The sequence below is a fragment of the Salipiger sp. PrR003 genome (genome assembly GCF_010500785.1).
Lineage (GTDB): Bacteria > Pseudomonadota > Alphaproteobacteria > Rhodobacterales > Rhodobacteraceae > Salipiger > Salipiger pacificus_A.
On the sequence record NZ_JAAGOV010000109.1, the window covers coordinates 126,548 to 153,532 of the forward strand.

Consider the following 26,985-nt stretch of genomic DNA (forward strand, 5'->3'; position numbering starts at 1 on the left):
GGACAGAGGGGCGCCCCTCTGTCCCGGCTCAGAGATTCTCGATGGTCGACAGAAGCTCGGATTCCGAGATGGGCTTCGAGAGCCGCGGCACACCTGTGCGTACTTCGCCGTCGTAGCCCGAGATGATCACCACCGGCACGCCCCTGGCGAGCAGGTGGTCAAGAAGCGGCGTGGATTTCTGGCCACCGAGGTTCTCGTCGAGCAGCACGAGATCGGGCAGGCTCTCGGCGGTTCCGGCGAGCCCGGCGGCTACCGACGCGAACTGGCCAAAGATCGCGTAGCCCGCATGTTCCATCATGCCCACCAGGTCCATCGCGATGATCGGCTCGTCCTCGACGATCATCACCGCGCGGCGTGGAGAGCTGGCGGGGCCGGCATCGCCTACCTCCGTCTGCGGTGCGTCGGCCTGCGCGGACCAGGCGCCTCTGGGCAGGGTGATCTCGTAGCGCAGGTGGCCGGAGCCGATCGTCCTCGCGATGCGCCCGCCGAAATGGTCCTGCGCGATGCGGGTTAGCAACTGCGTGCCGAAACCGCCGCCCTGAGAGGCCACCTCGGGGGCGCCATCCCCCGGGAAGTTCTCGTCCCAATGCAGCGACAGGACCCCGTCGGTCGCGAGGGTCCAGCGCAGGCGCAATGTCCCTTCGGTCGTGCGAAGCGCCCCGTGTTTCACCGCGTTGGTGGTCAGCTCGTGAATGAGCATGGCGACCATCTGTGCGTCGTTGGGATCGAGCGGCACGCAGGGGCCCTCGAGGGTGACCCGCTGGTGGATCTCGGAGCCATAGGGAGAGAACTCTTCCTCGACCACCTCGCGCAGCCGCACGTCCTCCCATTTCTTGCGCGACAACAGCCCGTGGGTGCGGGACAGAGAGGTGATCCGCTCGTCCAGCTTCTCGCGGAACTCGGCGACCGTCCCGGCCTTGATCAGCCGGGCGGTGGACCGCAGGATTGCCAGCATATTCCTGGCGCGGTGGTCGATCTCCTGCGCCATGACCGCTTCGCGCGCGAGGGTCTTCTCGCGGGCGACCCAGCCCATGACAAGATCCATCACCCGCTCGACCAGCGATACGTCGAGCACGCTGTAGGCCCGGAGCCGGGTCCAGTGCAGGACCATCGCCTGCTCCAGCCGGCCGCCGACGATCCAGGGCACGAAGATCGCGTTGGAGATCCGCCGGGCATCCAGGTAGGCGCGGCCTTGCGGGTCGAGGTCCGGGTCTCGTCGGGTCAGGAACAGCGTCCTGCCGCCGCGCAGCTCCGCTTCTGCGGCAGAGCTGATCCATGGCAGGTTCGTGTCGGCGTGCAGGCCAGCCTGCGGGGCGGTCCAGGATTGGGCAATCTCGAAGCTCTCGCCCGCGCCGCCGGGAACGGTAAGCCGGACTCCCACAGCCGAGAGATGCAGGCCAAGTCGCTCGATCGCTATCCGCAGACCTTCCTGCGCCGAGTTTGCGCCGCGCAGCGCCTCGTTGAGCTTGACCAGAAATTCGGCGTTGCGCCGCTGGATGACATTGTCGGTCGTCTCGCTGCCGGTGTTCCACACCCCGACGATATTGCCCTGTTCACCGCGCAGCGGGGTGAAGCTGTAGCTCCAGTAGGTCTCCTCCTCGAAGCCGTAGCGCTGCATCGGAAGCATGTTGTCCTGGAGAAAGACCCCCTTGCCGGAGCGGATCACCTCGGAGAACTGCGGCTCGATGATCGGCCAGATGTCGCTCCAGACCTCCTTGGCCGGAGCGCCGAGCGCCGCCGGGTGGCGCGGGCCGGGGATGGGCGCCCAGGCATCGTTGTAGAGCAGGCGCAGGTCGGAGCCCCAGTAGATTGCCGTCGGGAAAGCGGAGTTCAGGCAGATCGCCAAGGCCGAGCGCAGCGATTGGGGCCACTCCTCTGAGGGGCCGAAAGGATGCTCGCTCCAATCCGTCTCGCGGATCAGGCTGGCCATCTCGCCGTCCCCGGCAAGAAAATCCATGGGCCCGAAAGCCGGGCTCTGTTGACGAAGCATGCGCGCCTTCCAGATAAGGATGAAGCACAAGGATAGCATCTAATGTCGCCGTGGCGACTAGGCGAAAGTGTAGTTTTAAAAATATCTTAGGTTGTTTGCACTTTTGCCTTCGGGCGGCTGCGCCCATGGCGAGGCCGGGTTCCGTAGGGGTGCCTTGACGCGAAGAGATCCCGCAGCACCGCCGGGGGGAAAATTCGGCGGTCGAAGGAGCGGACTTACTCGGCAGGCAGCCGCTCCGCGTCGGCAGCACCCGCATCGGACCGCCCCGAGAGCTTCCAAAGCCCCCCACCGACAAGCCCGCCCACCAGGGCCGGCAGCAGCCAGGCGAAGCCCGAGGTGGAGAGCGGGATCACCTCGTGCATGTGTTGAAGCGCGGCCGGCATCGCGCCGCCCATCTTCTGGGCGAGGCTGGCGACAAGGTCATAGACCCCCATCAGGATCGCCAGGATCGTCGCGCCCTTCCAGACGCCGTCGTTGAGCCAGGCACGCGGCAGCAGCCCGAGGATCACGATCGCGATGCCCACCGGGTAGAGCAGAAGGAAGATCGGCTCGGCCAGCGCGACGATGTAGTCGACACCGCCAAAGGCCTGCACCAGCGAGGTGAGCGAGACCGCGAGCACCCCGGCCTTGTAGCCGACCCGGCCGCGCGTCCACTTCTGGATGTACTCTCCCAGCACCGCCGTCGCCCCGACTGCCGTGGTCAGACAGGCAAGCAGCACGGCGACGGCCAGCATGTTGGCGCCGATCTTGCCGGCCAGCTGCCCGACCAGCGCGGTCAGCAGCCCCGCCTGCGGCACGTCCGGGGCAAGCACGCCACTGCCGGTGGCGCCGAGGTATTCCAGCCCACCGTAAACGAAGAAAAGCCCGAGGAAGGTCACCAGCGCCATACCCCAGAGCGCCGCGGTGTAGCGCGGGCCGGGGGTATAGCCACGATCCCGGAAGGCCTCGATGAAGATGATGCCGAACATGATGCCGCCGAAGACGTCGCCGGTCTGGTAGCCGGTCAGCAAGCCGAGCCGGAAGGGCGCGGCCTCGCCGGTCTCGGCGGGCAGGCCGAGCGGCGAGAGCACCGACCAGACCACGATGAGCCCCAGAAGCCCCAGCAGCAGCGGAGTCAGCACCCGGCCGATACGGTCGATCACCCGCGAGCGGTCGAGGGCGAAATAGGTCGAGACCAGGAAGAAGAGCGGCACGAAAGCCCAGATGCCGATCTTGGGGTCGAGCGCCGGGGCGAGCGTGCGGAAGCCGGTCTCGAAGGCGACGCTTGCGGTGCGTGGTACGGCGATCAGCCAGGCGAGCCCGAGCATGGTGACAAAGAGCAGCGCGGCGCCGAACCAGGGCGCGATCGGGGCGCAGAGCCGCTCCACAGTGCCGCCCCGCAATCCGAGCGCCACCACCGAAAGCACCGGCAGCACCATGCCGGTGATCAACAGGCCGACCAGCGCCGCGCTCCAGCCGTCGCCTGCGAGAAAGCCGATCTGAGGTGGGAAGATCAGGTTCCCCGCACCGAAGAAGACGGCGAACATCGCCAGCCCCACGATCACGGAATCCCGTATCACCCGCTGTTGTCCGGTCTGCGCCATTCGACTTCTTCCATTGAGCTTGCGTTCTGAAGGGGCACCCGGCGCGGCCCGAACGGCGGCACCTGAACTGGAAAAGACTGCGCCCCGCGATCTGGCTGTCCTAGACGCTCGGCCGGTCGGCGGGTCCTCGGCACTGCCGGGAACGCGCTGCGTGGGCGCCGCTATAGAGATGGGGGCGGCGGAAGGGAACCCCGGCGGCGCGCCCACATGTGCGACCTAACGTCCCCTGTGCCAGAGGGCAGGCTGCGGTTCGCCAGCGGTCGAGGCCGTTGCAACGCGGGCGCGCCAAGCAGGCTTGCCAGAGGGGGCCGGATGACGGTATTATTAAGTCTATACAAATAGCGCGAGGGATCATGGCTACACAGGTTTTCGCCGGGCAGGCGCTGCTGCCGGAGGGTTGGGTGCAGGATGTTGTGATCGGCTACGATGCGGCGGGCACGATCACGCGGGTTGAGGCCGGTGCCGAGCATGCGCCCGGCATGGAGCGCGCCGAGATCCTGGTTCCGGCGCTGAGCAATCTGCACTCGCATGCGTTCCAGCGCGCCATGGCGGGTCTTGCCGAGGTTGCCGGCCCCAGCGCCGACAGCTTCTGGACCTGGCGCGACCGCATGTACCGCTGCGTGGCCAGCATGACCCCGGACGATATCGAGACGGTTGCGCTCTACCTGCAGATCGAGCTTCTGAAGGGCGGCTTCGGGCATCTCGTCGAGTTTCACTATCAGCACCACGATGGCACCGGCGCGCCCTATGCCACCCCTGCCGAGACCTCGCTGCGCCAGTTCGAGGCGGCGCGGCAGAGCGGCATCGGCCTCACCCTGCTGCCGGTGTTCTATGCGCAATCCGACTTCGGCGGCGTGCCGCCGGTCGAAGGGCAGCGCCCCTTCTTGCACGACGTCGACGGCTACCTGCGGCTGATGGAAACCGTCCGCGCCCGCGCTGCCGAGGATGGCCAACTTGCCGGCTGCGCCATCCACTCGCTGCGCGCAGCGACGCCCGAGCAGATGCGCACGATCCTCGCCGCGCTGCCCCAAGAGGCGCCCATCCACATCCATGTCGCCGAGCAACTGCGCGAGGTCGAGGCCTCCATTGGCTGGTCCGGTCGTCGCCCGGTCGAATGGCTGCTGGACGAGATGCCGGTCGATGCGCGCTGGTGCCTGATCCACGCGACCCATCTGACCGAGACCGAGGTCACCCGGATGGCCCAAAGCGGCGCCGTGGCGGGCCTTTGCCCCGCGACCGAAGCCAACCTCGGCGACGGCATCTTCGAGGCGCGTGATTTCCTCGCGCAGGGTGGGCGCTTCGGCGTCGGCACCGACAGCCACGTGGCGACCTCAGTCGCCGAGGAACTGCGGCTGCTGGAATACAGCCAGCGCCTGCGCGACCGTGCCCGCAACTGCCTCGCGGCGGGGGAGGGCAGCTCGACCGGGCGCCGCCTGTTCGATGGCGCGCTGGCCGGGGGCCACCAGGCGGCGGGGATCGCCAAGTCGGGTCTGCAGGTCGGGGCCCCGGCAAGCTGGCTGGCGCTGGATCACGCGCATCCGTTCCTTGCCACCGCGGGCGGCGATGCGCTGATCGATCGCTGGATCTTCGCCCTGGGCGATCAGGCGATCCGCGATGTCACCGTGCGCGGCAAGAAGGTCATCGACAACCGGCGCCATGCGCTCGACGACGAGATCGCGCCGCGCTTCGCCGAGGTGCTTCGGAAGATTCAGGCATGAGCCTCTTTGCTCGGATTTACCGCGGCGCCGGGCGCGCCTTCGCCCCCTGGAAGAACGGCGGCGGCGAAACGGCAGAGATCCTTTGCGTGCCGCAGGGCGCCGGTTTTGATGCATTTCACTGGCGCATCAGCACGGCCAAGGTCGCGCAGTCCGGGCCATTCTCGAGCTTTCCCGGCGTGCATCGGAACCTGACAGTGATCGACGGCGGGCCGATGCGCCTGAGCTTCCCGGATGGCACTGTTCAGGAGCTGGGGGCGCAAGCCGAGCCCTTTGCCTTCAGCGGTGAGATCGGCTGCGGCTGCGATCTGCTGGGGCCGGAGCTTCTGGACCTCAACGTCATGGTGCGCGTGCCCTATCGGGCTGAAGTCTTCCGGGGGGCGCCGCGCAGGCCGAGCACTGGCGCGCTGACCTGCCTCGTTTTCGCCCTCTCGGAGCTGCCCGGCATCGGCCTCGATCGCCATGACCTCGCGGTGCTGTCCGAGGCGGAGGAGGTTGCCGCGCTGGCTCCCCATGCCGCGCAGCTCATCACCGTCGAGATCAGCGCGGCTTGAAGGTCAGGAGAGCCTGCGTCGCAGGCTCTCCACCATCAGCTTGGTCGCCGGGTGGCGCTCCCAGTTTGGGCGCAGGGCAATCTGGAACCGCGCGTTGTAGGAAAAGAGGTCGGGCCGGATCGCGCGCAAGCGCACCATGTGCGACAGGGTCTGCGCCATGTGGTCGGGCAAATAGCCGAGGTAGCGCGCCGAGAGGATCAGATGCCCCTCGGCCTCCATGTCGACCACTGTGGCATGCGGCGCGCTGATCGCGAAGATGCGGGTGTCGCGCGAGCCCCAGTAGCCGCGTGCGATGATGCGGTGATCGCGGATGGTCTCGATGCCGATCTCGGCGTCGGGCACGTCGAAAAGCGGATGCCCTTCGGCGCAGTAGAAGTTGTGCTGCTCGTCGAAGAGGTCGATGTAATCGAGCCCCAGCGCCACCTTCGGGAAGCTGCCCACCACCATGTCGACGCGGCGCGCGAGCACCTCGCTCAGCAGCTCCGAGGGGTTGAGCGTGACCAGCTTGAGGTGCACCCCGGGCGCGCAGTCGGCGAAATCGGCGATGGCGCCCGAGACGCCGTTGTTCGGGTAAGAGATCATGTTGTCCACCAGCCCGAGCGTGAAATTGCGCGGCATGCGCGAGCCGAGCGCCATGGTGCGTTGCCCGAACTGGTCGAGCGCCGCGACCAGTTTCTCGCATTCCTGGTAGAACTGCTCGCCCGCCTCCGTGAGCGCAAAGCCGCTACGGCCCCGGCGGCAGAGACGCACCCCGAAACGCTTTTCCAGCGAGGAGATTTTCTCGGAGACGGTTGAGAGCGCCAGGTTCAGCTCGCCCTGCGCCGCGGTCACGCCGCCGGCCTCGACCACGGTCATGAAGATCCGGATCAGCCGGATGTCGATGCTCTCGACGGAGAAGTTGACGCGCCGCCCGAGCGCGGCATTCGGGGTCTCGCGTTTCACCATGGCTCCGGCCTTGGACTGTGTGGGGAGATTGTGACGCTTTCACCGGGAAAGGCCAAGCGGTCAAGGGCTGGCGGCGGCGGTCCACGACCTTGATCAGAGCGCCCTGTCCAGCGTCTGGCTCTTGTCGGGCTGCAGGGTTTTCGGGGCAGCGCCGCATGGATCCACGACCATGGAATGACAGACGAGACCGGCCAGTCGTGCGAGTGGATCAGCGCAATTCCATTGATGCGCATTCGCCGTCCCGCATAGGCGCGCCGGCACCCGGCCGCGTCCTTCGTGCTCGGACCCGGCCAGCATCTCGATGTCCTTGAAGAACACCTGCGCGGCGTTCTTCGCAACAGAGCGCTAAAAAAACGCAAGTCACTTCAGGCCATGCCGAATGGTGCAGCGAGCGAGGATCGGACCTCGCTTGGAAGGGCGAAAACAACGTTAGAATAAGTGCTTATCTTGACCTCTTGAAGATATGCTAGAAGGGATGTGGCATTGTCGGCGCAAACGGTCGCTACTGCACGGAATGTCTTGCGAGGCCGAGGTGCAAAACTTCGGGAGAATCCGAAGTGATTTTCGGAATTTGCTTATTTCTTCGAAGCGCGCGAGCGCGGAAGACTGGCGGGGATAGGAACTTCGAGGCTCTGATGTCAGAATTCAATCAACCACTTGGTGGAAACGTCATGCCGCGCACCGGCGGCCCGGGGACGATGATGCGGCTGCCGACACAGCCAACGGCAGAAGGGCTTGATGCCTGCTTCGTCGGAATCCCGATGGATATCGGCACCTCGAACCGTCCGGGGACCCGTCTCGGTCCGCGGCAGATTCGCGACGAAAGCCGGATGATCCGCCCCTACAACATGGCGACCCGCGCGGCGCCCTTCGACAGCCTGCAGGTGGCGGACATCGGCGATGTGCCGATCAATCTCTATGACCTGAAGAAATCGGTCGACATCATCACCGAGCACTACACTGGGATCTTGTCGCATGACGTTGTGCCGCTGACCTTGGGCGGCGATCACACGCTGACCTGGCCGGTGCTGCGCGCCATCGCCGCAAAGCATGGGCCGGTGGCGCTGATCCACGTGGACGCGCATTCCGACACCAACGAAGAGATGTTCGGCGAGACCATCGCCCACGGCTGCCCTTTTCGGCGCGCCCATGAGGACGGGCTGCTGCTCAATGACAAGGTGTTCCAGATTGGCCTGCGCGGCTCGGGCTACGCGCCCGAGGATTTCGACTGGGGCCGCGAAAAGGGGTGGACGGTCATTCCCGCCGAAGAGTGCTGGCACAAGTCGCTGGCGCCCTTGATGGACGAAATCCGCGCCCAGATCGGCGATGCGCCGGTCTACCTCAGCTATGACATCGACAGCCTCGACCCGGCCTTTGCGCCGGGCACTGGAACCGTCGAGGTGGGCGGTCTGACGACCATCCAGGGCCTCGAGATCATCCGCGGCTGCGCCGGGCTGAACCTCGTCGGCTGCGATCTCGTGGAAGTCTCGCCGCCCTATGATCCCGCCGGCAACACGGCTGTCATCGCGGCGAACTACCTCTTCGAGATGCTCTGCGCTTTGCCGGGCGTGGCGCGCGGCTGAGGTCGGGCGGGGGCCAGAAGTGGTCCTTCTCAAAGTTTCCCGAAAAGAAGGCAGGGGGCCTCCTGGCCCCCTTTTGGGTTGCTCCCAACCCGGCTCAGCTCGGGCGGGACGCTGCGCGCGATCCTCGGGCCAGGGGATGCCGATTGCCTCGACAGCCGCGTGCCGCATCGTTTCCGGCAGGTGGGAGCGGAGCGCTGCGTACTCTTCTCCGTCCGTGCGCCGCCGACCTGCTGAAGTCTCTACTCGGCCCTGTGCTGCTCGAGGATGTCCCGCGCGACCACCTCGAGCGCCCGGGCGTGGGTCGACTCAAGCTGCACCTTCGGCGCGCAGCCCTCGTCATGCGCCTGAAGGAAGCGCAGCGCGCAAAGGCACCATTGATCGCCCGGCTTCAGTCCCGGAAAGCGCAGCCCGGGGCGCGGGGTCGAAAGGTCGTTGCCGACGTATTTGGAATAGGCAAGGAACTCGGCGGTCATCACCGCGCAGACCGTGTGTCTGCCCGCATCCTCGGCGCAGGTGTTGCAATGGCCGTCGCGGAAATAGCCCGTCACTGGGTCGACCGAACAGGGGTGAAGCTGACCGCCCAATACGTTGACCGCCCGATCCTTCTGCATCGCGTCCTCCGCTGTCTGTGGTTTCGCCCTAGGACCAGCCTAGAGAGACGCCGCGCCTCGGGCAAGGTGCCGAGCTGCGAGGGCGGGCTCCGTCAGCGGAACTTGTCGGCGAGCTTCTGCAGCGGGCTGCGGTTGTCCTCGGTCTCGGCTTCGTCGGCGGGTTTCGCATCGCCCTTCGCCTCGGCCTTGGGAGGTGATTTCGACGAGCGTGGCGGTGCCACGCGCAGGGCGACGGCGTTCTGGAAGCCGGGCTTGTCGCCCTCGGCCAGAGCCTTGGCGCCGTCGGAGATGCCGCGCATCAGATCGTCCAACCAGCCTTCCTCGGCCTTGGCGAAGTCATGCAGCACGTAGCCCGACACCGCCTCCTTGCGCCCGGGGTGGCCGATGCCGAGGCGGATGCGGTGGTAGGCCTCGCCGATGTGCTGGTGGATCGAACGCAGACCGTTGTGCCCGGCATGGCCGCCGCCGGTCTTCACCCGGCACTTGCCCGGCGCGAGATCGAGCTCATCGTGAAAGACCGTCACGTCGCCCGGCTCGAGCTTGAAGAAGCGCATCGCCTCGCCGACCGACTGGCCCGAGAGGTTCATGAAGGTCTGCGGTTTCAGCAGCAGCACTTTCTCGCTGCCCAGACGGCCCTCGGCGACCTCGCCCTGGAAGCGCGCGCGCCAGGGGGTGAAGCCGTGATCCTCGGCGATCCGGTCGACCGCCATGAAGCCGATATTGTGCCGCGTCTTCGCGTATTTGCCGCCGGGATTGCCCAGACCCACGAAAATCTGCACCGCGTCTCTCCGAATTGCTTCCTTTCGGCCCTAGATAGGGCGGGGACGGCGATAGCACAGACAGGAAGGAGAGACCATGTATCTCACGATGAACCGCTTCAAGGTGATGCCGGAAAAGGCGGCGGAGTTCGAGGAGGTCTGGGCGCAGCGCGACAGCCAGCTGAAGTCCGTACCGGGCTTCCGCAGCTTTGCCCTGCTGAAGGGTCCGGAGCGCGAGGATCACATCCTCTACGCCTCGCACACCATCTGGGAGGACGAGGAGAGCTTCATCGGCTGGACCAAGAGCGAGGCCTTCCGCATCGCCCACAAGGGCGCAAAAGGTCGGGCCGAGATGTACCGCGGCGGGCCGGAGCTGGAGATCTTCGAGTCGGTGATCGAGCTGGACTGAAGGGCGCGCGCGGCACTGAAACGCAAACGGCCCCGCCGATCTGGCGGGGCCGTCAATCCGTCGGAGGGCGCGAGGATCACTCCTCTGCGGCGGCCTCTTCAGCTTCTTCGGCATCGTCGGCAACCAGACCGCGCGGCGCCGAGATGTTGGCGATCACAAAGTTGCGGTCGATGGTCGGCTTCACGCCTTCCGGCAGGACAACGTCGCTGATGTGGATCACGTCGCCGATCTGCTTGCCGGCCAGGTCCACGGTGATGTGGTCCGGGATGTCGCCGGCCAGAACGTTCAGCTCGACTTCCTGACGCACGATGGTCAGAACGCCGCCGCGCTTGAGGCCCGGTGCCTGCTCGTCGTTGATGAAATCAACGTGGATGAACAGGTTGATCCGCGAGGTGCGGCGCAGGCGCATCAGGTCGAAGTGCGTCGGAAGGTCCTTCACGACGTCGCGCTGGACGTCACGGCAGATCACGCGCACATCCTCGTGGCCATCGACCTTGAGGTTGAAGAGGGTCGACTTGAAGCGACCGGCCTTCAGGGTCTTCAGCAGCGAGTTGAACGGGATCTGGATCGGAAGCGGCTCTGCTTCACCACCAAAGACGATCCCCGGAACCATGCCGTCGCGACGAGCTTGCCGAGCGGCGCCCTTGCCCGTCCCCGACCGTTCCAGGGCTACGAGATCAGGAATCTCACCAGCCATAATGTATCTCCAATGTATCTAGGGCAGGGTGCCTCCAAGGCTGTCACCCCGCGATGAACGCAGCCCCATAGACCGGATCGCGCTTTTCGGCAAGGGCTGAATCGCCACACGCCCGGGGCAGGCGCGCCGCGGGCGCGGTTTTTACCTATCTGGACGTTCCGCGCGGCCCGTGTCACGGCTTGCGGCATGAGCATCCTGTCCGATATCCGCCTGATCCGCCGCCCGCTCGCGGGCTTTGCTGCCATCGGCATTTGCTGGGGCGTTTTCGCAGGCTGCGTGCCGGCGATCAAGGCGCAGGTGGGGCTCTCGGACGGGGCCTTCGGTGCGGCCATGCTGGTCTCGACCTGCGGCGCGATCCTCGCCATGTGGCTGGCGCCCTGGGCCGAAGAGCGTTTGCGGGCGCTGGCCATGCCGCTCTTCACCGCGCTGCTCGGCTTGGGTTTCCTGTTGCCCGGTCTCGCGGGGGACTGGGGTCAATTCGCCGGGGCGATGCTGCTCTGCGCCGCGGCTGCGGGCACGGTGGATGTGGCGATGAATGCGCAGCTGTCGCAACTCGAGGCGCGCTCGGGGCGGCCGCTGATGAACCTCGCGCACGGCGGCTACTCGCTGGTCTACGCCTGTGCCGCGCTGGCGGCGGGCATCGCGCGGGGCGCCGACGTGCCGATCTGGGGCATTTTCCTCGGTGCCACCGGCGTGACGTTGGTCGCGGCACTTGTGGCGCGCGGCGGCGAGGTCGTGGTGCCCCAAGAGGAGGCAAGGAGCGGAAGCCGCGCGCCGCTGCCTTGGGGGATCATCGCTCTGGCGGGGGTGGTCATCTGCATCGGCTTCATGGCCGAGCAGGCGACAGAGGCGTGGTCGGCGCTGCATCTCGAGCGCAACCTCGGCGCGGGGGCCGTGGGCGGCGCGCTTGCGCCGACGCTGCTCGGCCTCACCATGGGCGCGGGGCGCCTTTCGGGGCAGGGGCTGATCCGGCGCATCAACGGCGCGGGCGTGCTCGGCGCGGGCGCCGGGCTCGCGGCGTTGGGATCGGTGATCGCGGCGCTGGCGCCAACGGCGCTGATCGGCTGGATCGGCTTCGCGGTGCTTGGGTTCGGCGTGTCGGTCCTGGCACCCATGGCCTATGCCTGGCTTGGCGCGCGGCTGACACCGCAGGCGCGGGCACGGGCGATCAGCCGGGCGACGGTGATTGGCTATACCGGCTTTTTCATGGGACCGCCGATGATGGGCGGGCTGTCGGAGCTGTTCGGGCTGCGCGCCTCTTTCGGGGCGGTGGCGCTGCTGCTGCTGCTCGTTCCGCTGGTGCTGCTGCCGCTCATGGCGCGGCGCTGAGGCTCAGCGGCCCCGGCGCAGTTCCGTCCAGAGGAACAGGCCCCAGGCGGCCACCACCATCAGCGCGAGGCCGGCCCAGGTGAGCGCGTAGCTTAGGTGGGCGTTGCGGAAACTGACCACGGTCTGACCGCCACGCGGCCAGGCCCTGGGATCAGTGCCCATCTCCTGATCAACGAAATACGGCGCGGCATTTTCGAGTCCCTTGGCGGCGGTGATCGAGCCGATGTCGCGGCGGTACCATTGCCCGTTCTCTGGATCGTTGTCGCGCGAGAAGAGCCAGCCGCGGTCCTCCGACAGGCGCAGCAGGCCGGTCACGGTCTGCGGTCCCTCGGGTGCCGAGCGGGTGGCGGGATCCCTGAGGTTTTCCGGAACCAGCCCGCGGTTGACGAACACCACCGTGCCGTCGTTGCGGCGCAACGGGGTCAGGACCCAGTAGGCAGGGCCGAAATCGGCGGGGGTGTAAATCTGCACTTCCTCGTCGTTGAGGAAGGTGCCGCGGAGAGTGACATGCCGGTACTCGGCGCTCTCGGCGGTGATCCCGGCCCAGTCATCCGGGCCGGGAGCGGGGACGGGCGCGGCATGGACACGCGCCTCGACCCTTTCGATCAGGGCCACTTTCCAGTGCAACCGGTTCACCTGCCAGATCGCCAGCGAGGTGAAGCCGATCAGACCGGCAAGGGCGATGAGCGTGACCACCACGATGAGTGGCCAGCGGCGGCGCTGCTCGCCGGTCTTACGCGCCGCCGCGCCGCTCATTTGCCGTGGTCCATCTGGCTATGGTCCATTTCGCCATGGCCGGCGTGGCTGCCTTCGGCACCACCGTGGGTCATGCCCTGCATGGAGGCTCCGGGCGTGGCCTCGGAATCCATGGTCATGTTGCCCTCGCTCATCGGCATCATGTTGGTGTTCATGTTGTACATGACCCAGAGCGAGCCTGCGAGGACGATCGCCACGATGACCACCGCGAGGATGGTCGCCGCGAGGGTCCAGCCCTCTTCGGTGCTGCTCTTGAGGTGCAGGAAGTACACGAGGTGCACCACGATCTGGACGGCGCCCAGACCCATGATGATCGCGACGATGGTTCCGGGCGCGAGCCCGGTGTCCATCATGACCAACGCGAAGGGGATGATGCTCAGGATCGCCGCGAGGGCGAAACCGATCATCAGCTGGCCCATGGTGCCGTGCGACGTGTCGGAATGTGCGCTCATCAGATCAGCCTCACGAGGTAGACGAAGGAGAACACCCCGATCCAGACCAGATCGAGGAAGTGCCAGAACATGCTCAGCGTCGCGAGACGCTGCATGTTCGCCGGGATCATGCCCTTCATGCGGATCTGCGCGATCATCACGCAGAGCCAGATCAGGCCAGCGGTCACGTGCAGACCGTGGGTGCCAACCAGCAGGAAGAAGGCCGACAGGAAGGCCGAACGGTCAGGACCCGCGCCGATGTGGATCAGGTGGTTGAACTCGTAGAGTTCCATCCCGATGAAGCCCGCGCCGAAGAGACCGGTGACGACCAGCCACAGCGTGGTGCCGTCCATGTCGTGCTTGTCGGCTTTCAGCATGGCGATGCCGAAGGTGACCGAGGAGATCAGCAGCAGGGCGGTCTCGATGAGCACGAAGCCCGGTTCGAAGAGGTCCTTCGGACCCGGCCCGCCGGCGAAGTTGTTGCCGAGCACGGCGTAGGCGGCGAAGAGCGATGCAAAGATGATGCAGTCGCTCATCAGGTAGATCCAGAACCCGATGGGGGTGGGGCTCTCGTGGTGATGATCGGGGTGGTGGTCGGGGCCGTCAGGCCCCGCCACGCGTCCGGTCAGCGGAGTGTCGAGCATGGTCATGCGACGTCTCCCTTCGCTTCCATTTCAGCGACCTTTGCCGCCGGGATCCAGTGATCCTGGTTGTAGTTGAAGGTATGCGCGATCACCGTCGCGATCATCGCGATGAACGAGACCGCGGCGAGCCACCAGATGTACCAGATCATCGCGAAGCCGAAGACCAGGGCCATGGCAGCGACGATGACGCCGGTGGCCGTGTTGTTGGGCATGTGGATGTCCTGGTAGTTGGTCGACCACTTGAAGCCGTCCTGCTTCATCTTCCAGAAGTAGTCACGGCCGGAGACCACGATGTCCTGCGGGAAGTTGTAGTGGGCGGGCGGCGACTGGGTTGCCCAGTCGAGGGTCCGCGCATCCCAGGGGTCGTTGCCGACGGCGAGTTCCTTGCGGCGCAGGATCGAGACGGCGAAGTTGATGAAGCCGCAGGCAATGCCACAGGCGATCAGCACCGCGCCGAAGGCGGCGATGATGAAGTAGATCTGCCACGCCTGGTCCATGTAGCTCTGCAGGCGGCGCGTCACGCCCATCAGGCCGAGCGCGTAGAGCGGCATGAAGGCGAAGTAGAAACCGACGAACCAGAACCAGAAGGTGCGGCGCCCCCATTTGTCGTCCAGCTTGAAGCCGAAGGCCTTGGGCCACCAGAAGGTGACGGCGGCATAGACCCCGAACACCACGCCGCCGATGATGACGTTGTGGAAGTGGGCGACCAGGAAGAGCGTGTTGTGCAGCTGGAAATCAACCGGCGGAACCGCCAGCAGAACGCCGGTCATGCCGCCGATGGCGAAGGTCACGATGAACCCGGTGGTCCAGAGCATCGGCACTTCGAAGCGCACGCGACCCCGGTACATGGTGAAGAGCCAGTTGAAGACCTTCACCCCGGTGGGGACTGCAATGATCATCGTGGTAATGCCGAAGAAGGCGTTCACGTCGGCGCCCGAGCCCATGGTGAAGAAGTGGTGCAGCCACACGATGAAGGACAGGACCATGATACAGGCGGTCGCCCAGACCATCGTCTTATAGCCAAAGAGCGGCTTGCCCGAGAAAGTCTGCACGATCTCCGAGAACACGCCGAAGATCGGCAGGATCAGGATGTAGACCTCGGGGTGACCCCAGATCCAGATCAGGTTCACGTACAGCATGGAATTGCCGCCGAGATCGTTGGTGAAGAAGTTGAAGCCGAGGTAACGATCAAGCGTCAGCATGGTCAGCGTTGCGGTCAGCACAGGGAAGGCCGCGACGATCAGCACGTTGGTGCAGAGCGTGGTCCAGGTGAAGACCGGCATGTCGAACATCTTCATGCCCTTGGCGCGCATCTTGAAGATCGTCGCGAGCAGGTTCACGCCGGACAGCGTTGTCCCCACACCGGCGATCTGCAGCGACCACAGGTAGTAGTCCACGCCGGGCCCATGCGAGAAGGACGATCCCGACAAGGGCGGGAAGGCCAACCAGCCGACACGGGCGAACTCGCCGACAAAGAGCGAGATGTTCACCAGCAGCGCGCCGGCCACCGTCATCCAGAACGAGAAGTTGTTCAGGAAGGGGAAGGCCACGTCGCGGGCACCGATCTGCGTCGGCATGACGAAGTTCATAATGCCGGTGACGAACGCCATCGCGACGAAGAAGATCATGATCACGCCGTGGGCGGTGAAGACCTGGTCGTAGTGGTGCGGGGGCAGGTAGCCCTCGGCGCCGCCTGCGGCCAGGGCTTGCTGGGCACGCATCATCAGCGCGTCGGCAAAGCCGCGGATGAACATGATGAAGCCGAGGATCATGTACATGATCCCGATCTTCTTGTGGTCGACGCTGGTGATCCAGTCACGCCAGAGCGGACCCCAGAGCTTGAAATAGGTCATCAGGACCAGCGCGGCGATGCCGCCCAGCACGATGGCCGAGAAGGTGCCCACGAGGATCGGCTCGTGGTAGGGAATCCAATCGAGGGTCAGTCGGCCGAAAAGCGGCGACCAGGTCTCGGGGGCTTGGACATGGGCTTCAGAGGCCATCGTGCGCTGCTCCCTCATGCGAGTTCATGGAAAGGGTGTCGCCCTCCGCGTGGCCGCCATGGGCTGGAGCGGACGGGGTTGCCGGCACGCCGATCGGATTGCCGAAGCCGTCGATCGCGCGCTGTTCGTCGTACTGGTACTTGTGCTTGTCGGCGATCCCTTCGAGGCCGCCGCCGCCCATTTCGTCCTGCATCATCATCTGATCCATGCAGACCTTGCCTTCGTCGACGCAGAGGCCGCGGATGCGGTCGAAGAGGGTGGCGTCGACGCCGCTGTAGTACTGCACATCGTTGGCCATCGTCGGCACCTCAAGCTCGAGGTAGGCTTCGCGCGACAGCTCGTCGTTCGACGCGCGGGCCTTTTCGACCCATTGGTCGAAATCGGCGTCGTTCATCGCCAGCGTTTGGAAGTGCATCTCCGAGAATCCGGGGCCCGAGTAGTGCGCCGCCTGGCCGAAGTAGGTGCCTTCCTCATCGGCGATGAGGTGCAGCTTCGTCTCCATGCCCGCCATGGTGTAGATCATGCCGCCGAGCGCCGGGACCGAGAAGGTGGTCATCACGGTCGAGGAGGTCAGGCGCAGGTTGATCGGACGGTTCGCCGGCACTGCCAGCTCGTTGACCGAGGCCACGCCCTGCTTGGGGTAGATGAACAGCCATTTCCAGTCCAGCGAGACCACGTCCACCTCGATCGGCTCGCCGATCTCCCTGCCGATCTCTGCGGCATCCAGCTGCCGGTACGGGTCGAGCCGATAGGTGTAGATGTAGGTGTAGACGCCGAGGATCGCGACGATGACAATCGGCACACCCCAGAGCACGTATTCGAGCCGGGTCGAGTGCGCCCAGGTCGGGGCGTAATCGGAAAGGTCGGAGCGATCGGCGCGGTAGCGCAGCGGGAACCAGACGGCCATGAAGATGACCGGGATGATCACGATCAGCATGAGCAGGGTCGAGATGACCAGCAGGTCACGCTGCTCGGCGGCCACCCAGCCCGACGGCGCTAGCACGTCGTACTGGCACGCCGATAGGCTCGCGACCGCTCCCAGCAGGATCGGAATTTTGAACGATAGTCTCAAGTCAGCCTCGCAGGTCTTTCCGGATCGGCGGGTGAGAGGAGGAGGCCGCTCCGGGAGAACATTATCGGGCACGCTCAGCACGGGCGCGTCCGTTACAGGTGGTCCGCGCGTAAAATGCTGCGGGCGCGAACCGAATAGGTCATTCCGTCGCACATCTTTGCTGATCAGCTTTGCGTGACGGAACGTGCGGCGCTGCGACTCGCTCGCCGCGCGGGCCGGAAATAGACCGGGGACCTCTGGAGATTCTAGGGAAATCATGCGGAAACCCGCATCATTTTGCGCGGCCGCGCGCTCGAGGTCCGGCGCGGTTCAAGCGGGGACGAGGCTGCTCGCTGCGGGAGCTTGAACACTTCACACAAAAAGTTGAACATTTTCCTCCGAGGCTTGCGGTGCTTTGTTCAGAAGTCGTGCAGGCTGCCGTTGCGGGAAGCCGCAATTGCCGCCGCGCTCTTGTGTGCAGATTCGCCGCCGCTTGGCGGGCACCCGGCGATGGTCTAAGCCTTTGCGCGCCGCCGGCGGCTAGCCGGACCCAGTTCCCTGCCGGAGAGTTCCCATGTCCATCCCGACCCATCTGTCCGATTTTGTCGCTGCAGCGCAGCGCGCGCATGAGACCGGGGTACGTTTCGCGCCCACAGCACGCGGCATGACAGTGCCCGCAAACCGGGACGAGTGTCTTGCCGTGCAGGCGGCCATCGCCGGGGCACGCGGCGCCGTGGCCGGGTTCAAGGTGGCCGCGGGGGCGGGCCAGGTAGCGCCCGTGGTCGCGCCCATCGCCGCGGCCGATGTGGTGGCGAAGGGCGGCAGCATCGCGGTGACGGACCTCCTTGGCATCGAGCTGGAGATTGGCTTCGAGCTTCTCAAGCCGCTGCCCGGCCCGGGCCTGCCCGAGCCCGTGGCCGAGTATTTCAAGCCGCGCCCGGTGATCGAACTGGTCGACACGCGGCTCGAGGGCGAGGGCGCCGACACGCCGTTGCTGAAACTTGCCGACATGCAGATCAACGCGGGGCTGGTGTCCGGCACCGCGCTCGAGAGCTGGGATGGCAGCGATTTTGGTGCCGTCGAGGCTCGGCTTGTCGCCGGAGGGACGATGGTTCTGGATGGCGCGGCATGCGTGCCCGGTGGTTCTGCTCTGGCGAACCTCCGACTTCTTTGCGAGGTGCTGGGGGATCATTGCGGCGGGCTGCAGCCGGGCCAGGTGGTGATCACCGGCTCGCTCTGCGGGCTGCCCTACTTCCCCGCCGGCACCGAGGTCTCGGGCGAGATCGCGGGGCTCGGCACCGTTGCGGTCTCGCTGATCTGACACGGCAACGCGCTGAACAAAAAGAAAAACCCCGCGCCGGTTGGCGCGGGGTTCATCATTTGGGGACCAGCCGCGCTCAGCGCAGGTAGCTCATCGGGTCAACGCTGTCGAAGCCCTTGCGGACCTCGAAGTGCAGGAAGGCCGGGTCGGCGGCGCGCACCGAGCCGATGGTCTGGCCGCGGCTCACTGCGTCGCCCTTCTTGACCTGCAGGCCGTCAAGATGAGTGTAGATCGACAACAGCTCGTCAGGGTGGCGGATGACCACGATCTGCACGTTGTCGGTGTTGCGGGTGATCGCCGCAACCGTGCCGCTGGCGGCGGCCTTCACGGCGCTGCCCGCAGGGGCCGAGATGTCGATCCCCTCGTTCTTGCCCTTGGAGTATTCGCGCACGATCGAGCCGTTCACCGGCATGGCCATGAGCGCGTTCGACGTGGCCTGACCGATGTCGGCCACCGGCTTGGTGGCGGCGGTGGTCTTGGCGGCGGAGGCCTGCGCGGTTCGTGACGGCTCATCCTGGGGCAGCGGTTGCGCCGCGGAGGGCGGCTGCGGGGTCGGCGAGCCGGTGCCGGGCGCCACGGTCACCGCCTCGGCGCGGGTGGCGCGCTGCTCGACCACGGGGATCAGCAGGTACTGGCCTTCACGCAGGGTGAAATTGGCATCGAGCCCGTTCCATTCGGCCAGCGACTTCGGCGTCACGCCGTAGAGCCGCGCCACGGTATAGGCGGTCTCGCCGCGCTGCACCTTGTGGCGGATCGGCTCGACGCCGCCGGTCTGCGCGGCGGCACTGGGCGCGCGGCTCTGACCGCTGGTCTGGGCCGGGGCGAGCGTGGTGGTGGTCACTTCCGAGGGGCGCGCGGTGGCCGGGGCGTTGTTGATCGCATTGCCGGCGAGCGTGGTGATGTCCACGGCGCCGGTCGGCACTGCCACGCCGACGCGGCTCGGCAGCGCGATGATCTCGTCCGGCCGAAGCGGATCGTTTGGCTGCATGCCGTTGTAGCGAGCGACCTCTCCGGCGGGCAGGCCGACGCGGTTCGCCACGTCCGCCACGGTGTCGCCGGTTCGGGCGACGGCCACTTGGTAAGTTGGGTAGGACAGCACGCCGCGCGCATCGGGCACGGGCCGGTCGGCGGTGCTGGCCGAGAGCGCGGCCTGAGATGTGTCGAGCGAGCCGCCCATGCGGCCGCGCATGTCGTAGTCGATCGGGCCGGCACAGGCCGCCAGCAGGGCGGCCGCGGCCAGCGGCCCGGCGATGCGGGTGGCGGATGTGCGGAATGCGTCGTCCATCTGTCTCGATCCTCACCTGCGCCCCTTGTCCCGGGACGTCATGTCAATTGCCGCCTGCGGGGGTCAGCTTTCCTTGGCCAGACCTTCCACAAGCGGCACGAAGCGCACGGGGCGCAGCTCGTCATAGTCGAAGCCCTGTTCCGTGCGGGTCACCCGGATGAGGTGCTGCACGGTGTCGGACTGCCCCACGGGCAGAACCATGATACCGCCAATCCGCAGCTGGGCCAAGAGCGGGCCGGGCGGGTCTTCTGCCGCGGCGGTCACCAGAATGCGATCAAAGGGCGCCTGGTCGGGAAGGCCAAAGCTGCCATCGGCAGTGAAGGCGGTGATATTCGAAAGATCGAGGGTGTCAAACACCTTGCGGGCCTCGACCACGAGACGGCGGTGACGGTCCACCGTATAGACCCGCCGTGCCAGCTGGCTGAGGATCGCCGCCTGATAGCCCGAGCCCGTGCCCACCTCGAGCACCTTGTCGCGGTTCGACACGTTCAGCGCCTGGGTCATCAGCCCGACCACCGAGGGCTGCGAGATGGTCTGCCCGCAGGGGATCGGCAGGGGCATGTCCTCGTAGGCGCGGTCGGTGAAATAGCCTTTCACGAAGAGCCCGCGGTCGATCTTCTCCATCGCCTCGAGCACGAGGCTGTCGGTCACCCCGCGCGAGCGCAAGGCGAAAAGGAGCTGCATCTTGGCGTCGGCGTCGAAACTCATGTGAAGGCCTTTTCGAGGGCGGCCAGCGCGGCATGGTCGGTCAGGTCGGCGCGCATCGGGGTAACCGAGATGTAGCTCTCGAGGTTCGCCGCCGCATCGGTGCCCGCGGGCGCGGGCCGTCGCTGGTCGCCGCCCCGGATCCACAGGAAGCGCCGGCCCGAGGGCGAGAGGTGCGGCTCGACCGAGTAGTTGGTCTCGGCCCGGCGGCCCTGCGGCACGACGCGGGTGCCCTTGACCTCCTTTGCGGGGCAGGGCGGGAAGTTCACGTTCCAGAACAGCCGATAGTCGCCATCGCTCTCGGTGCCCGCTGCGAGGATGCGACGGATCACCTCGGCGCCATGGGCGGCGGCGGTCTCGAAGGGGTTCGTCAGGTCGCGGGTGCGCGGCCCGAGGTACTGCGACAGGGCAATCGACGGCAGCCCCTGCAGCGCGCCTTCCATGGCGCCGCCGAGTGTGCCGGAATAGAGCGCGTTCTCGGCCGAGTTGTTGCCCCGGTTCACGCCGGAGAGCACGAGGTCGGGCGGGCAGTCCTTCATCACGTCATGCAGGCCGGCCAGAACGCAGTCGGCGGGGCTGCCCTCGGCGGCCCAGCGGCGTGGTCCCATCTCGGCGATCATCATTGGGTGGGTGTAGCTGATGCAATGGGCCACCCCCGATTGCTCGAAGGCGGGCGCCACTGTCCAGACCTCGCCCTCGGGTCCGGCGAGCTCTTCGGCGATGGCCTGCAGCACCGCCAGCCCCGGGGCGTTGATGCCGTCGTCATTGGTGATGAGAATGCGCATGATGGGATCCCTGTTATGGACCTTCCATAGGCAATGGCCCGCTGTGGAGCAAGGCGCAGCAGGGCAGCAGGGCGCCTCCGGTGCGTTCAGGGGTCGAGGTGTGACTCAGAAGTTGCGGAGGGTGTCGCAGCTGCCGCGACACAGCCGTGTGATCACGATCCGCGGCAGAGGCTTCGCAGGGGGCCGGAACATGCTATCGTCCGCCGACATCGCATTATGAGGCGAACCCGATGCCGTCGCAGGAACTTGTCATACTCGTGCCGCTGGCGATCAAGTCGGTGATCGGCTCGCTGCGCGGGTGCATCGAACAGGCGGCGGGCGTCTCGCTGCGCCCGGTACATGATCTCAATCCGGCGATTGCCGAGCGTGTCTTCTCGGGCCGCCGTGGCGACATCGGGCTGAGCAATCCGCAATACGTCCGGCAGCTCACCGACGCGGGCTATGTGGATCGTGCCGCGCATCGGGCCTTCGGCAGGGTGCGGCTCGCGGTGGCGCGCCAGCACGGAGCCGGCGGGCCGGTGGTGACCGGAACCAAAGAGATCGTCGATCTGCTCACGTCGGCGCAGAGCATCGGCTACACCGGAGCGGGCACCAGCGGGCGGACCTTCCTGGGCGTCTTGGGGCGGCTCGGGCTCGTGGCGACCGTGGGGCCGCGCTGCCGGCCCATGGGGGGCGGCGCGCCGGTCCTCGCCGTGGCCGCAGGAGAGATCGAGTTCGCGGTGGCGCCGCTGACGACGATCCTCGGCAGTCCGGGTGTCGAGCCCGCAGCGATCTTTCCCGACGAGCTCGAGACGCATATCGACATGTCTGTCTTTGTCACGCGGACAGCGGCGCCCGAGGCGATGGCTGTGCTTGACTTCCTGACCTCGCCGGAGCTCGACGCGCAGCTGGCGGCCAACGGGGTGTCCCGCTTCGAGCTGGGCTGAGGCCAGTCCGACGCCGAGCGGTCAGATAAGGTCGAGATCAGCCAGAAGCCGCGACGCCTCGGCGTAGGGCGAGGCGAGCACGGTCTTGTCCTCGCCGGGGTGGAAGACCACGCGGGTGGTGGTGTGCATCGGCCTGGGGCTGACGATGTCGACCTTCGGACCGGTCTTGCCTGTCTCTGCCTGCCAGCTCCGCGCGAGCGCAATCTGCGCGCCCTTGGTGGTGCCGTAATGGCCGTAGAACTTCTGACCCGAGTGGTCATCCTCGAAGAAGACGGCACGGCCCTCAGCGCCGAGCAGCGGGGTGATGTAGGGGATCAGCACGCCTGTCGCGGTCAGGTTGGTCGCGATCGACTTCGCCCAGTCCTTCTGGTCCAGGTGGTTGGCCGGGGCCAGCGGCGCCGCATGTACAGCGGTGTGCAGCCAGAGCGCAATTCCGCCCCAGCGGTCCCAGACCGAGCGGCACAGCTGCGCCATGGCCTCGGGCTTGGTGATGTCCATGGGGGCGAGCGTCGCCGCCCCGCCCTTGGCCTTGATGCGGTCGTCGAGATCCTCGAGCCCGCCGACGGTGCGGCCGACGGCAACGATGTGGTATTCCGGTGCGAGCGCTTCGGCGAGGGCAAAGCCCAGCCCGCGCGAGGCTCCGGTGACAAGGGCGATCTTTTCACTCATGGCACGCCCTCTCGCCCGGACACGGACGAATGTCAATTCGCCCGAAATGCCGCAGGCCGCGCCTGCCGCCCGCCGTGTCCTGCGGGTGTCAGGGCAGCTTGATCCACTCGGCGGAGCCACCCTTGGACAGGGCAACGCGGTCCTCGTCGATGGCAACGATCTTCTGGCGGCCGATCTGCGTGCCGACGCCGACGGTCATCACCCGGCCATCGGGAAGCCGCACCAGAGCGCGGGGATCGCGGTTCGAGCCGCGCACGCCCAGCAAGGCGATGCCGCGCGGCAAAGGCGCCTGCGTGGTGGCGCTGGCGGCAACCTTCGGGGGGGTGGAATTTGCCATGGCCTGCTCTCCTTGGTCTGGTTGCGGCGGATTGCAGCCAGATAAAGAAGGGGCGTGGGCATAAAAAGGGGGACGCGTGGTCACGTCCCCGTGCGCGCCGCAACGGAACATTGGAAGCGGCGGAAAGCGGCGCGCGCCTCGGCGAGGAGGCGCGCAGCCGATGCGTTACTCTGCCGCAGTCTTGAGCTTGAAGCCCTTCTCGATCATGTCCGCCGGCTCGACCGGGTACTCGCCCGAGAAGCAGGCGTCGCAATACTGCGGGCACTTGTTGTTGCGGCCCTCTTCGCTCGCCCCGACGGCGCGGTAAAGACCGTCGAGGGAGATGAACTTGAGGCTGTCGACACCGAGGTGCTCGCGCATCTCGTCCTCGGACATCGTCGCGGCCAGCAGCTTTTCGCGCTGCGGCGTGTCGACTCCGTAGAAGCACGGCCAGGCGGTGGGCGGCGAGGCGATGCGGAAGTGCACCTCGGCGGCGCCGGCATCAAGGATCATCTCCTTGATCTTGCGCGAGGTGGTGCCGCGTACCACCGAGTCGTCCACCAAGATAACCCGCTTGCCACGGATCAGCGCGCGGTTGACGTTGAGCTTGAGGCGCACGCCCATGTTGCGGATCTGCTCGGTCGGCTCGATGAAGGTCCGGCCCATGTATTGGTTGCGGATGATCCCCATGCCATAGGGAATGCCGCTTTCATGGGCATAACCGATCGCCGCGGGGGTGCCGCTGTCGGGCACCGGGCAGACGAGGTCGGCCTCGACCGGCGCCTCTCGGGCCAGCTCGACGCCGATCTGCCGGCGGGTCTCGTAGACCGAGCGGCCGCCGATGATCGAGTCGGGACGCGAGAAGTAGACGTGCTCGAAGATGCAGAACTTCGAGGCCTGGGCGCGGAACGGACGGCGGCTCTCGACCTTGCCCCCCGAGATGACGACCATCTCGCCGGGCTCGATCTCGCGCACGAACTCTGCGCCGATGATGTCGAGCGCGCAGGTTTCCGAGCTCAGCACGTAGCCGTCGTCGGCCAGCTTGCCGAGCACCAGCGGGCGCACGCCCAGCGGGTCGCGCACGCCGATCAGCTTGGTGCGGGTCATGGCGACCACCGAGAAGGCACCCTCGACCCGGCGCAGCGCATCTTCCATGCGGGCCGGGATGTCCCGCTGCAGCGAGCGGGCCATCAGGTGGATGATGCACTCGCTGTCCGAGGAGCTCTGGAAGATCGATCCGCGCTCGATCAACTCGCGGCGCAGCGCGTCGGCATTGGTGATGTTGCCGTTGTGTGCGATGGCGGCACCGCCCATCGAGAACTCGCCAAAGAACGGCTGCACGTCGCGGATCGCCGCGCCTTTCGAGCCGGCGGTCGAGTAGCGCACATGGCCGATGGCAAGCTCGCCGGGCAGGGTTTCCATGAGCGAGGCGCGGGTGAAGTTGTCGCGCACGTAGCCGAAGCGGCGGGCCGAGTTGAACCCGTACTCGGGGTGGTAGGAGACGATCCCGCCGGCTTCCTGTCCCCGGTGCTGCAGCGCGTGCAGGCCGAGGGCGACGAAATTCGCCGCGTCGGTCACCCCGTTGACCCCGAACACGCCGCACTCTTCGTGCAGCTTGTCGGCATCGACGGAGTCGAAATCAAAGGGATGGGCGGGGGGCATCTGGCGATCGGACAAGGGCGGCTCCGAATCCATAGGGCTGGGGACAGCCCCCTCATACTGGCATGAGGGGCGCGTGTCACGGAAGCTTCGCATATGGACGCCGCGGCGCGGCGTGGCAAGGCATGCGCTAACACGTCTGCGGGATTTCGTGATCTTTGTGCGGGTGCCTGCGGCAGGCTGGCAACTAAAGAGCCGCGCCCGAAAGCGCGGCTCGATGTCCGGTCGATGGTCCTGCGGCTCAGGCGTCGCTGGCGCCCGGCGCTTCGCAGACGCCCACCAGCTGCTCGTATTGCGCGGTGATCCAGCCGAGCGCGGCCTCTGGATTCTGCGCCTCGATTTTGCTGGTGAACTGGGCGAAGACCGCCGCCGAGCGCGAATCGTTGACCATGGGGATATCCTGCGCGGTGATCACCGTCTCGTAGACGAAGAAGGCGATCGCCACGAGCAGCACGCCGCGCGCCACGCCGAAGAGGAAGCCGAGCCCCTGGTCGAGCCCACCGAGCGCCGAGCGCTGCACCAGGCTGGAAAAGACCGGGGTGAAGAGCGAGACGACGACCAGCGCCAGCGCAAAGACCGCGGCGAAGGCGGCGATGATCGACAGCTCGCAGCTGTCGGCGAGGAAGTCGCCGAGCACCGGGATTTCCTTGACCAGCGGCTGCACCTGCGGCGCGAAGATAAAGGCAAGGATCGCCGCGACGATCCAGCCCAGGATGGCCAGCGATTCGCGCACCAGCCCGCGCGAATAGGCGAGCAGTGCCGACAGCACGATGACGAGCGCGACGACCCCGTCGATGATAGTGAATCCGTCCATGCGCTTCGCGCCCCTCGTCTGATCCGATTGATCGATGCCGGGCCTTAGCCGGCGCCGAACATCTCTCCCACCAGAGTGACCAGGTCGGGCATCTGGCTGAGCGACATGCCGCTTTTGCCCGTGGCCTTTCCGCCCCTTGGCAGGATCGCGTTGGAAAAACCAAGTTTTTGCGCCTCTTTCAACCTGTTTTCGGTCTGGCCGACCGGTCTGAGGGCGCCGGAGAGGCTGATTTCGCCGAAAACAACTGTTTCCGGGGGTACGGCAATATCCTCGCGGGCGGAAAGCAGCGCAGCCGCCACGGCCAGATCCGCCGCGGGTTCGTTGATTTTCATGCCGCCCGCGACGTTGAGGTAGACATCGAGTCCCGCAAAGGGGATGCCGCATCGCGCCTCGAGTACGGCGAGGATCATCGCAAGGCGTCCGCCGTCCCAGCCAACGACCGAGCGCCGCGGTTGCGACTGCGGCGTGGGGGCGACGAGCGCCTGGAACTCGACCAGCACCGGGCGGGTGCCCTCGATTCCGGAAAAGACCACCGACCCGGGCGCGGGGGTGCCCCGCTCCGACAGGAACAGCGCCGAGGGGTTGAGCACCTCGGCAAGCCCGCCGCCGGTCATCTCGAAAACGCCGATCTCGTCGGCCGGGCCGAAACGGTTCTTGACCGAGCGCAGGATGCGGAACTGGTGGCCGCGCTCGCCCTCGAAATAGAGCACCGTGTCGACCATGTGCTCGACCACCCGCGGCCCGGCGATCTGCCCGTCCTTGGTGACATGGCCGACCATGATCACCGAGGTGCCGTGGCGCTTGGCAAAGGTGGTCAGCTCATGCGCCGCGGCGCGCACTTGCGCCACCGACCCCGGGGCGCTTGCGACGTTGTCGACCCACATGGTCTGGATCGAGTCGACGATCACCAGCCCCGGCTTCTCGGCCTCGAGCGTGGTGAGGATGTCGCGCAGGTTGGTCTCGGCGGCGAGCTGCACCGCGGCCTCGCCGAGCCCCAGACGCTGGGCGCGCATGCGCACCTGCGCGCGTGCCTCCTCGCCCGAGGCGTAGATCACCTTTTGCCCGGCGCGGGCAAAGGCCGCAGCCGCCTGCAGCAGCAGAGTCGACTTGCCGATGCCGGGATCGCCGCCCACCAGGATGGCCGACCCGGGCACCAGCCCGCCGCCAAGCACGCGATCGAGTTCCTCGATCTTCGAGGCGGTGCGCGGCGGCGCGGCTTCGGTCGTGGCGAGATCCGACAGCGCCACTTTGCGCCCGCGCGTGGCGCCAAGCGTCTTGCCGCCAGGCCCCTGCGAGAGCGGCACCTCTTCGGTGATGGAGTTCCATTCCCCGCAGGCATCGCAGCGCCCCGACCATTTCGAGGTGGCGTTGCCGCAAGACTGACAGACGAAATTCGCGGAAGCTTTGGCCATGCGCGGGTTCTGCCTGCTCGCGGAGCGCTGTGCAAGC

General features: G+C 66.6%; 27 protein-coding genes. 7 read left to right on the top strand and 20 right to left on the bottom strand.

Annotated features, from left to right (window positions below; translation table 11 throughout):
- Positions 1-28: 28 nt before the first annotated feature.
- Together G0D83_RS30170 and brnQ are read right to left on the bottom strand one after the other, a co-directional pair.
- Positions 29-1,990, bottom strand: coding sequence for an HWE histidine kinase domain-containing protein (locus G0D83_RS30170; protein WP_164198335.1), 1,962 nt, complete (start codon positions 1,988-1,990; stop codon positions 29-31).
- 215 nt (positions 1,991-2,205) lie between these two features.
- Positions 2,206-3,573 (bottom strand): branched-chain amino acid transport system II carrier protein, encoded by a 1,368-nt coding sequence (gene brnQ / locus G0D83_RS30175; protein WP_164198337.1) that lies wholly within the window; start codon positions 3,571-3,573, stop codon positions 2,206-2,208.
- 353 nt (positions 3,574-3,926) lie between these two features.
- On the opposite strand from brnQ, the gene hutF reads away from it, so the two are divergent.
- Both hutF and G0D83_RS30185 read left to right on the top strand, forming a co-directional pair.
- Positions 3,927-5,291 (top strand): formimidoylglutamate deiminase, encoded by a 1,365-nt coding sequence (hutF, locus tag G0D83_RS30180; protein WP_164198339.1) that lies wholly within the window; start codon positions 3,927-3,929, stop codon positions 5,289-5,291.
- The gene (locus tag G0D83_RS30185) at positions 5,288-5,842 is read left to right on the top strand and encodes a HutD family protein (protein WP_164198341.1); all 555 of its coding nucleotides are present in this window, start codon (positions 5,288-5,290) and stop codon (positions 5,840-5,842) included. The genes hutF and G0D83_RS30185 overlap by 4 nt, the downstream gene beginning before the upstream one ends.
- 3 nt (positions 5,843-5,845) lie before the next feature.
- On the opposite strand, the gene G0D83_RS30190 is transcribed toward G0D83_RS30185, so the two are convergent.
- Positions 5,846-6,787, bottom strand: a complete 942-nt coding sequence (locus G0D83_RS30190) for a LysR family transcriptional regulator (protein WP_164198343.1) — start codon at positions 6,785-6,787, stop codon at positions 5,846-5,848.
- A gap of 93 nt (positions 6,788-6,880) precedes the next feature.
- Entirely contained in the window at positions 6,881-7,105 is a 225-nt protein-coding gene (locus G0D83_RS30195; RefSeq protein WP_164198345.1) for a hypothetical protein, read from the bottom strand.
- Between the two features lie 317 nt (positions 7,106-7,422).
- Between G0D83_RS30195 and speB the strand changes: the two genes are divergently transcribed.
- Positions 7,423-8,370: an agmatinase gene (gene speB, locus G0D83_RS30200; protein ID WP_164198347.1), complete on the top strand. Its 948-nt coding sequence runs from the start codon at positions 7,423-7,425 to the stop codon at positions 8,368-8,370.
- Between the two features lie 239 nt (positions 8,371-8,609).
- Here speB and G0D83_RS30205 read toward each other — a convergent pair whose 3' ends face one another.
- Positions 8,610-8,981: a DUF2237 family protein gene (locus G0D83_RS30205; protein WP_164198349.1), complete on the bottom strand. Its 372-nt coding sequence runs from the start codon at positions 8,979-8,981 to the stop codon at positions 8,610-8,612.
- A 92-nt stretch (positions 8,982-9,073) separates the two neighbouring features.
- A complete protein-coding gene (gene pth / locus G0D83_RS30210) occupies positions 9,074-9,760 on the bottom strand; it encodes an aminoacyl-tRNA hydrolase (RefSeq protein ID WP_164198351.1) in 687 nt (228 codons plus the stop codon).
- A gap of 76 nt (positions 9,761-9,836) precedes the next feature.
- Here pth and G0D83_RS30215 point away from each other — a divergent pair, with 76 nt between their 5' ends.
- The gene (locus G0D83_RS30215) at positions 9,837-10,148 is read left to right on the top strand and encodes an antibiotic biosynthesis monooxygenase (protein WP_164198353.1); all 312 of its coding nucleotides are present in this window, start codon (positions 9,837-9,839) and stop codon (positions 10,146-10,148) included.
- Between the two features lie 76 nt (positions 10,149-10,224).
- Here G0D83_RS30215 and G0D83_RS30220 read toward each other — a convergent pair whose 3' ends face one another.
- Complete coding sequence (locus G0D83_RS30220) at positions 10,225-10,845, bottom strand: 50S ribosomal protein L25/general stress protein Ctc (RefSeq protein WP_108969397.1); 621 nt, start codon at positions 10,843-10,845, stop codon at positions 10,225-10,227.
- Between the two features lie 186 nt (positions 10,846-11,031).
- Here G0D83_RS30220 and G0D83_RS30225 point away from each other — a divergent pair, with 186 nt between their 5' ends.
- Positions 11,032-12,174 (top strand): MFS transporter, encoded by a 1,143-nt coding sequence (locus G0D83_RS30225; protein WP_164198355.1) that lies wholly within the window; start codon positions 11,032-11,034, stop codon positions 12,172-12,174.
- 3 nt (positions 12,175-12,177) lie between these two features.
- Here G0D83_RS30225 and G0D83_RS30230 read toward each other — a convergent pair whose 3' ends face one another.
- From G0D83_RS30230 to cyoA, 5 genes are read right to left on the bottom strand one after another with little or no spacing between them, the layout of a single operon-like run.
- The gene (locus G0D83_RS30230; protein WP_164198357.1) at positions 12,178-12,930 is read right to left on the bottom strand and encodes an SURF1 family protein; all 753 of its coding nucleotides are present in this window, start codon (positions 12,928-12,930) and stop codon (positions 12,178-12,180) included.
- The gene (gene cyoD, locus G0D83_RS30235) at positions 12,927-13,382 is read right to left on the bottom strand and encodes a cytochrome o ubiquinol oxidase subunit IV (RefSeq protein WP_164198359.1); all 456 of its coding nucleotides are present in this window, start codon (positions 13,380-13,382) and stop codon (positions 12,927-12,929) included. Before cyoD ends, G0D83_RS30230 begins: the two co-directional genes overlap by 4 nt.
- Positions 13,382-14,011 (bottom strand): cytochrome o ubiquinol oxidase subunit III, encoded by a 630-nt coding sequence (gene cyoC / locus G0D83_RS30240; protein WP_370457356.1) that lies wholly within the window; start codon positions 14,009-14,011, stop codon positions 13,382-13,384. The genes cyoD and cyoC overlap by 1 nt, the downstream gene beginning before the upstream one ends.
- Positions 14,008-16,005, bottom strand: coding sequence for a cytochrome o ubiquinol oxidase subunit I (cyoB, locus tag G0D83_RS30245; RefSeq protein ID WP_164198509.1), 1,998 nt, complete (start codon positions 16,003-16,005; stop codon positions 14,008-14,010). Before cyoB ends, cyoC begins: the two co-directional genes overlap by 4 nt.
- Positions 15,995-17,077 carry a ubiquinol oxidase subunit II gene (gene cyoA, locus G0D83_RS30250; RefSeq protein ID WP_235958219.1) on the bottom strand — a complete coding sequence of 361 codons (1,083 nt, stop codon included), beginning with the start codon at positions 17,075-17,077 and terminating at the stop codon, positions 15,995-15,997. Before cyoA ends, cyoB begins: the two co-directional genes overlap by 11 nt.
- Before the next feature lie 553 nt (positions 17,078-17,630).
- On the opposite strand from cyoA, the gene G0D83_RS30255 reads away from it, so the two are divergent.
- On the top strand, positions 17,631-18,377 hold the full coding sequence (locus G0D83_RS30255) for a hydratase (RefSeq protein WP_164198361.1): 747 nt from the start codon (positions 17,631-17,633) through the stop codon (positions 18,375-18,377).
- Positions 18,378-18,453: 76 nt separating this feature from the next.
- Here G0D83_RS30255 and G0D83_RS30260 read toward each other — a convergent pair whose 3' ends face one another.
- The 3 genes from G0D83_RS30260 to surE all read right to left on the bottom strand — a co-directional run bounded on the left by G0D83_RS30260 (position 18,454) and on the right by surE (position 21,152).
- Entirely contained in the window at positions 18,454-19,662 is a 1,209-nt protein-coding gene (locus G0D83_RS30260; protein ID WP_164198362.1) for a peptidoglycan DD-metalloendopeptidase family protein, read from the bottom strand.
- 63 nt (positions 19,663-19,725) lie between these two features.
- Entirely contained in the window at positions 19,726-20,370 is a 645-nt protein-coding gene (locus G0D83_RS30265) for a protein-L-isoaspartate(D-aspartate) O-methyltransferase (protein ID WP_108969382.1), read from the bottom strand.
- Positions 20,367-21,152: a 5'/3'-nucleotidase SurE gene (gene surE, locus G0D83_RS30270; RefSeq protein ID WP_164198363.1), complete on the bottom strand. Its 786-nt coding sequence runs from the start codon at positions 21,150-21,152 to the stop codon at positions 20,367-20,369. Before surE ends, G0D83_RS30265 begins: the two co-directional genes overlap by 4 nt.
- 230 nt (positions 21,153-21,382) lie before the next feature.
- On the opposite strand from surE, the gene G0D83_RS30275 reads away from it, so the two are divergent.
- On the top strand, positions 21,383-22,078 hold the full coding sequence (locus G0D83_RS30275; RefSeq protein ID WP_164198364.1) for a substrate-binding domain-containing protein: 696 nt from the start codon (positions 21,383-21,385) through the stop codon (positions 22,076-22,078).
- 21 nt (positions 22,079-22,099) lie between these two features.
- On the opposite strand, the gene G0D83_RS30280 is transcribed toward G0D83_RS30275, so the two are convergent.
- The 5 genes from G0D83_RS30280 to radA all read right to left on the bottom strand — a co-directional run bounded on the left by G0D83_RS30280 (position 22,100) and on the right by radA (position 26,948).
- Entirely contained in the window at positions 22,100-22,747 is a 648-nt protein-coding gene (locus G0D83_RS30280; RefSeq protein WP_164198365.1) for an SDR family oxidoreductase, read from the bottom strand.
- An 88-nt stretch (positions 22,748-22,835) separates the two neighbouring features.
- Entirely contained in the window at positions 22,836-23,084 is a 249-nt protein-coding gene (locus G0D83_RS30285; RefSeq protein WP_164198366.1) for a pilus assembly protein PilP, read from the bottom strand.
- Between the two features lie 165 nt (positions 23,085-23,249).
- Entirely contained in the window at positions 23,250-24,725 is a 1,476-nt protein-coding gene (gene purF / locus G0D83_RS30290) for an amidophosphoribosyltransferase (RefSeq protein WP_164198510.1), read from the bottom strand.
- Between the two features lie 238 nt (positions 24,726-24,963).
- Positions 24,964-25,536: a CvpA family protein gene (locus G0D83_RS30295; RefSeq protein ID WP_164198367.1), complete on the bottom strand. Its 573-nt coding sequence runs from the start codon at positions 25,534-25,536 to the stop codon at positions 24,964-24,966.
- Positions 25,537-25,580: 44 nt separating this feature from the next.
- Positions 25,581-26,948, bottom strand: a complete 1,368-nt coding sequence (gene radA / locus G0D83_RS30300) for a DNA repair protein RadA (protein ID WP_164198369.1) — start codon at positions 26,946-26,948, stop codon at positions 25,581-25,583.
- Positions 26,949-26,985: the final 37 nt, after the last annotated feature.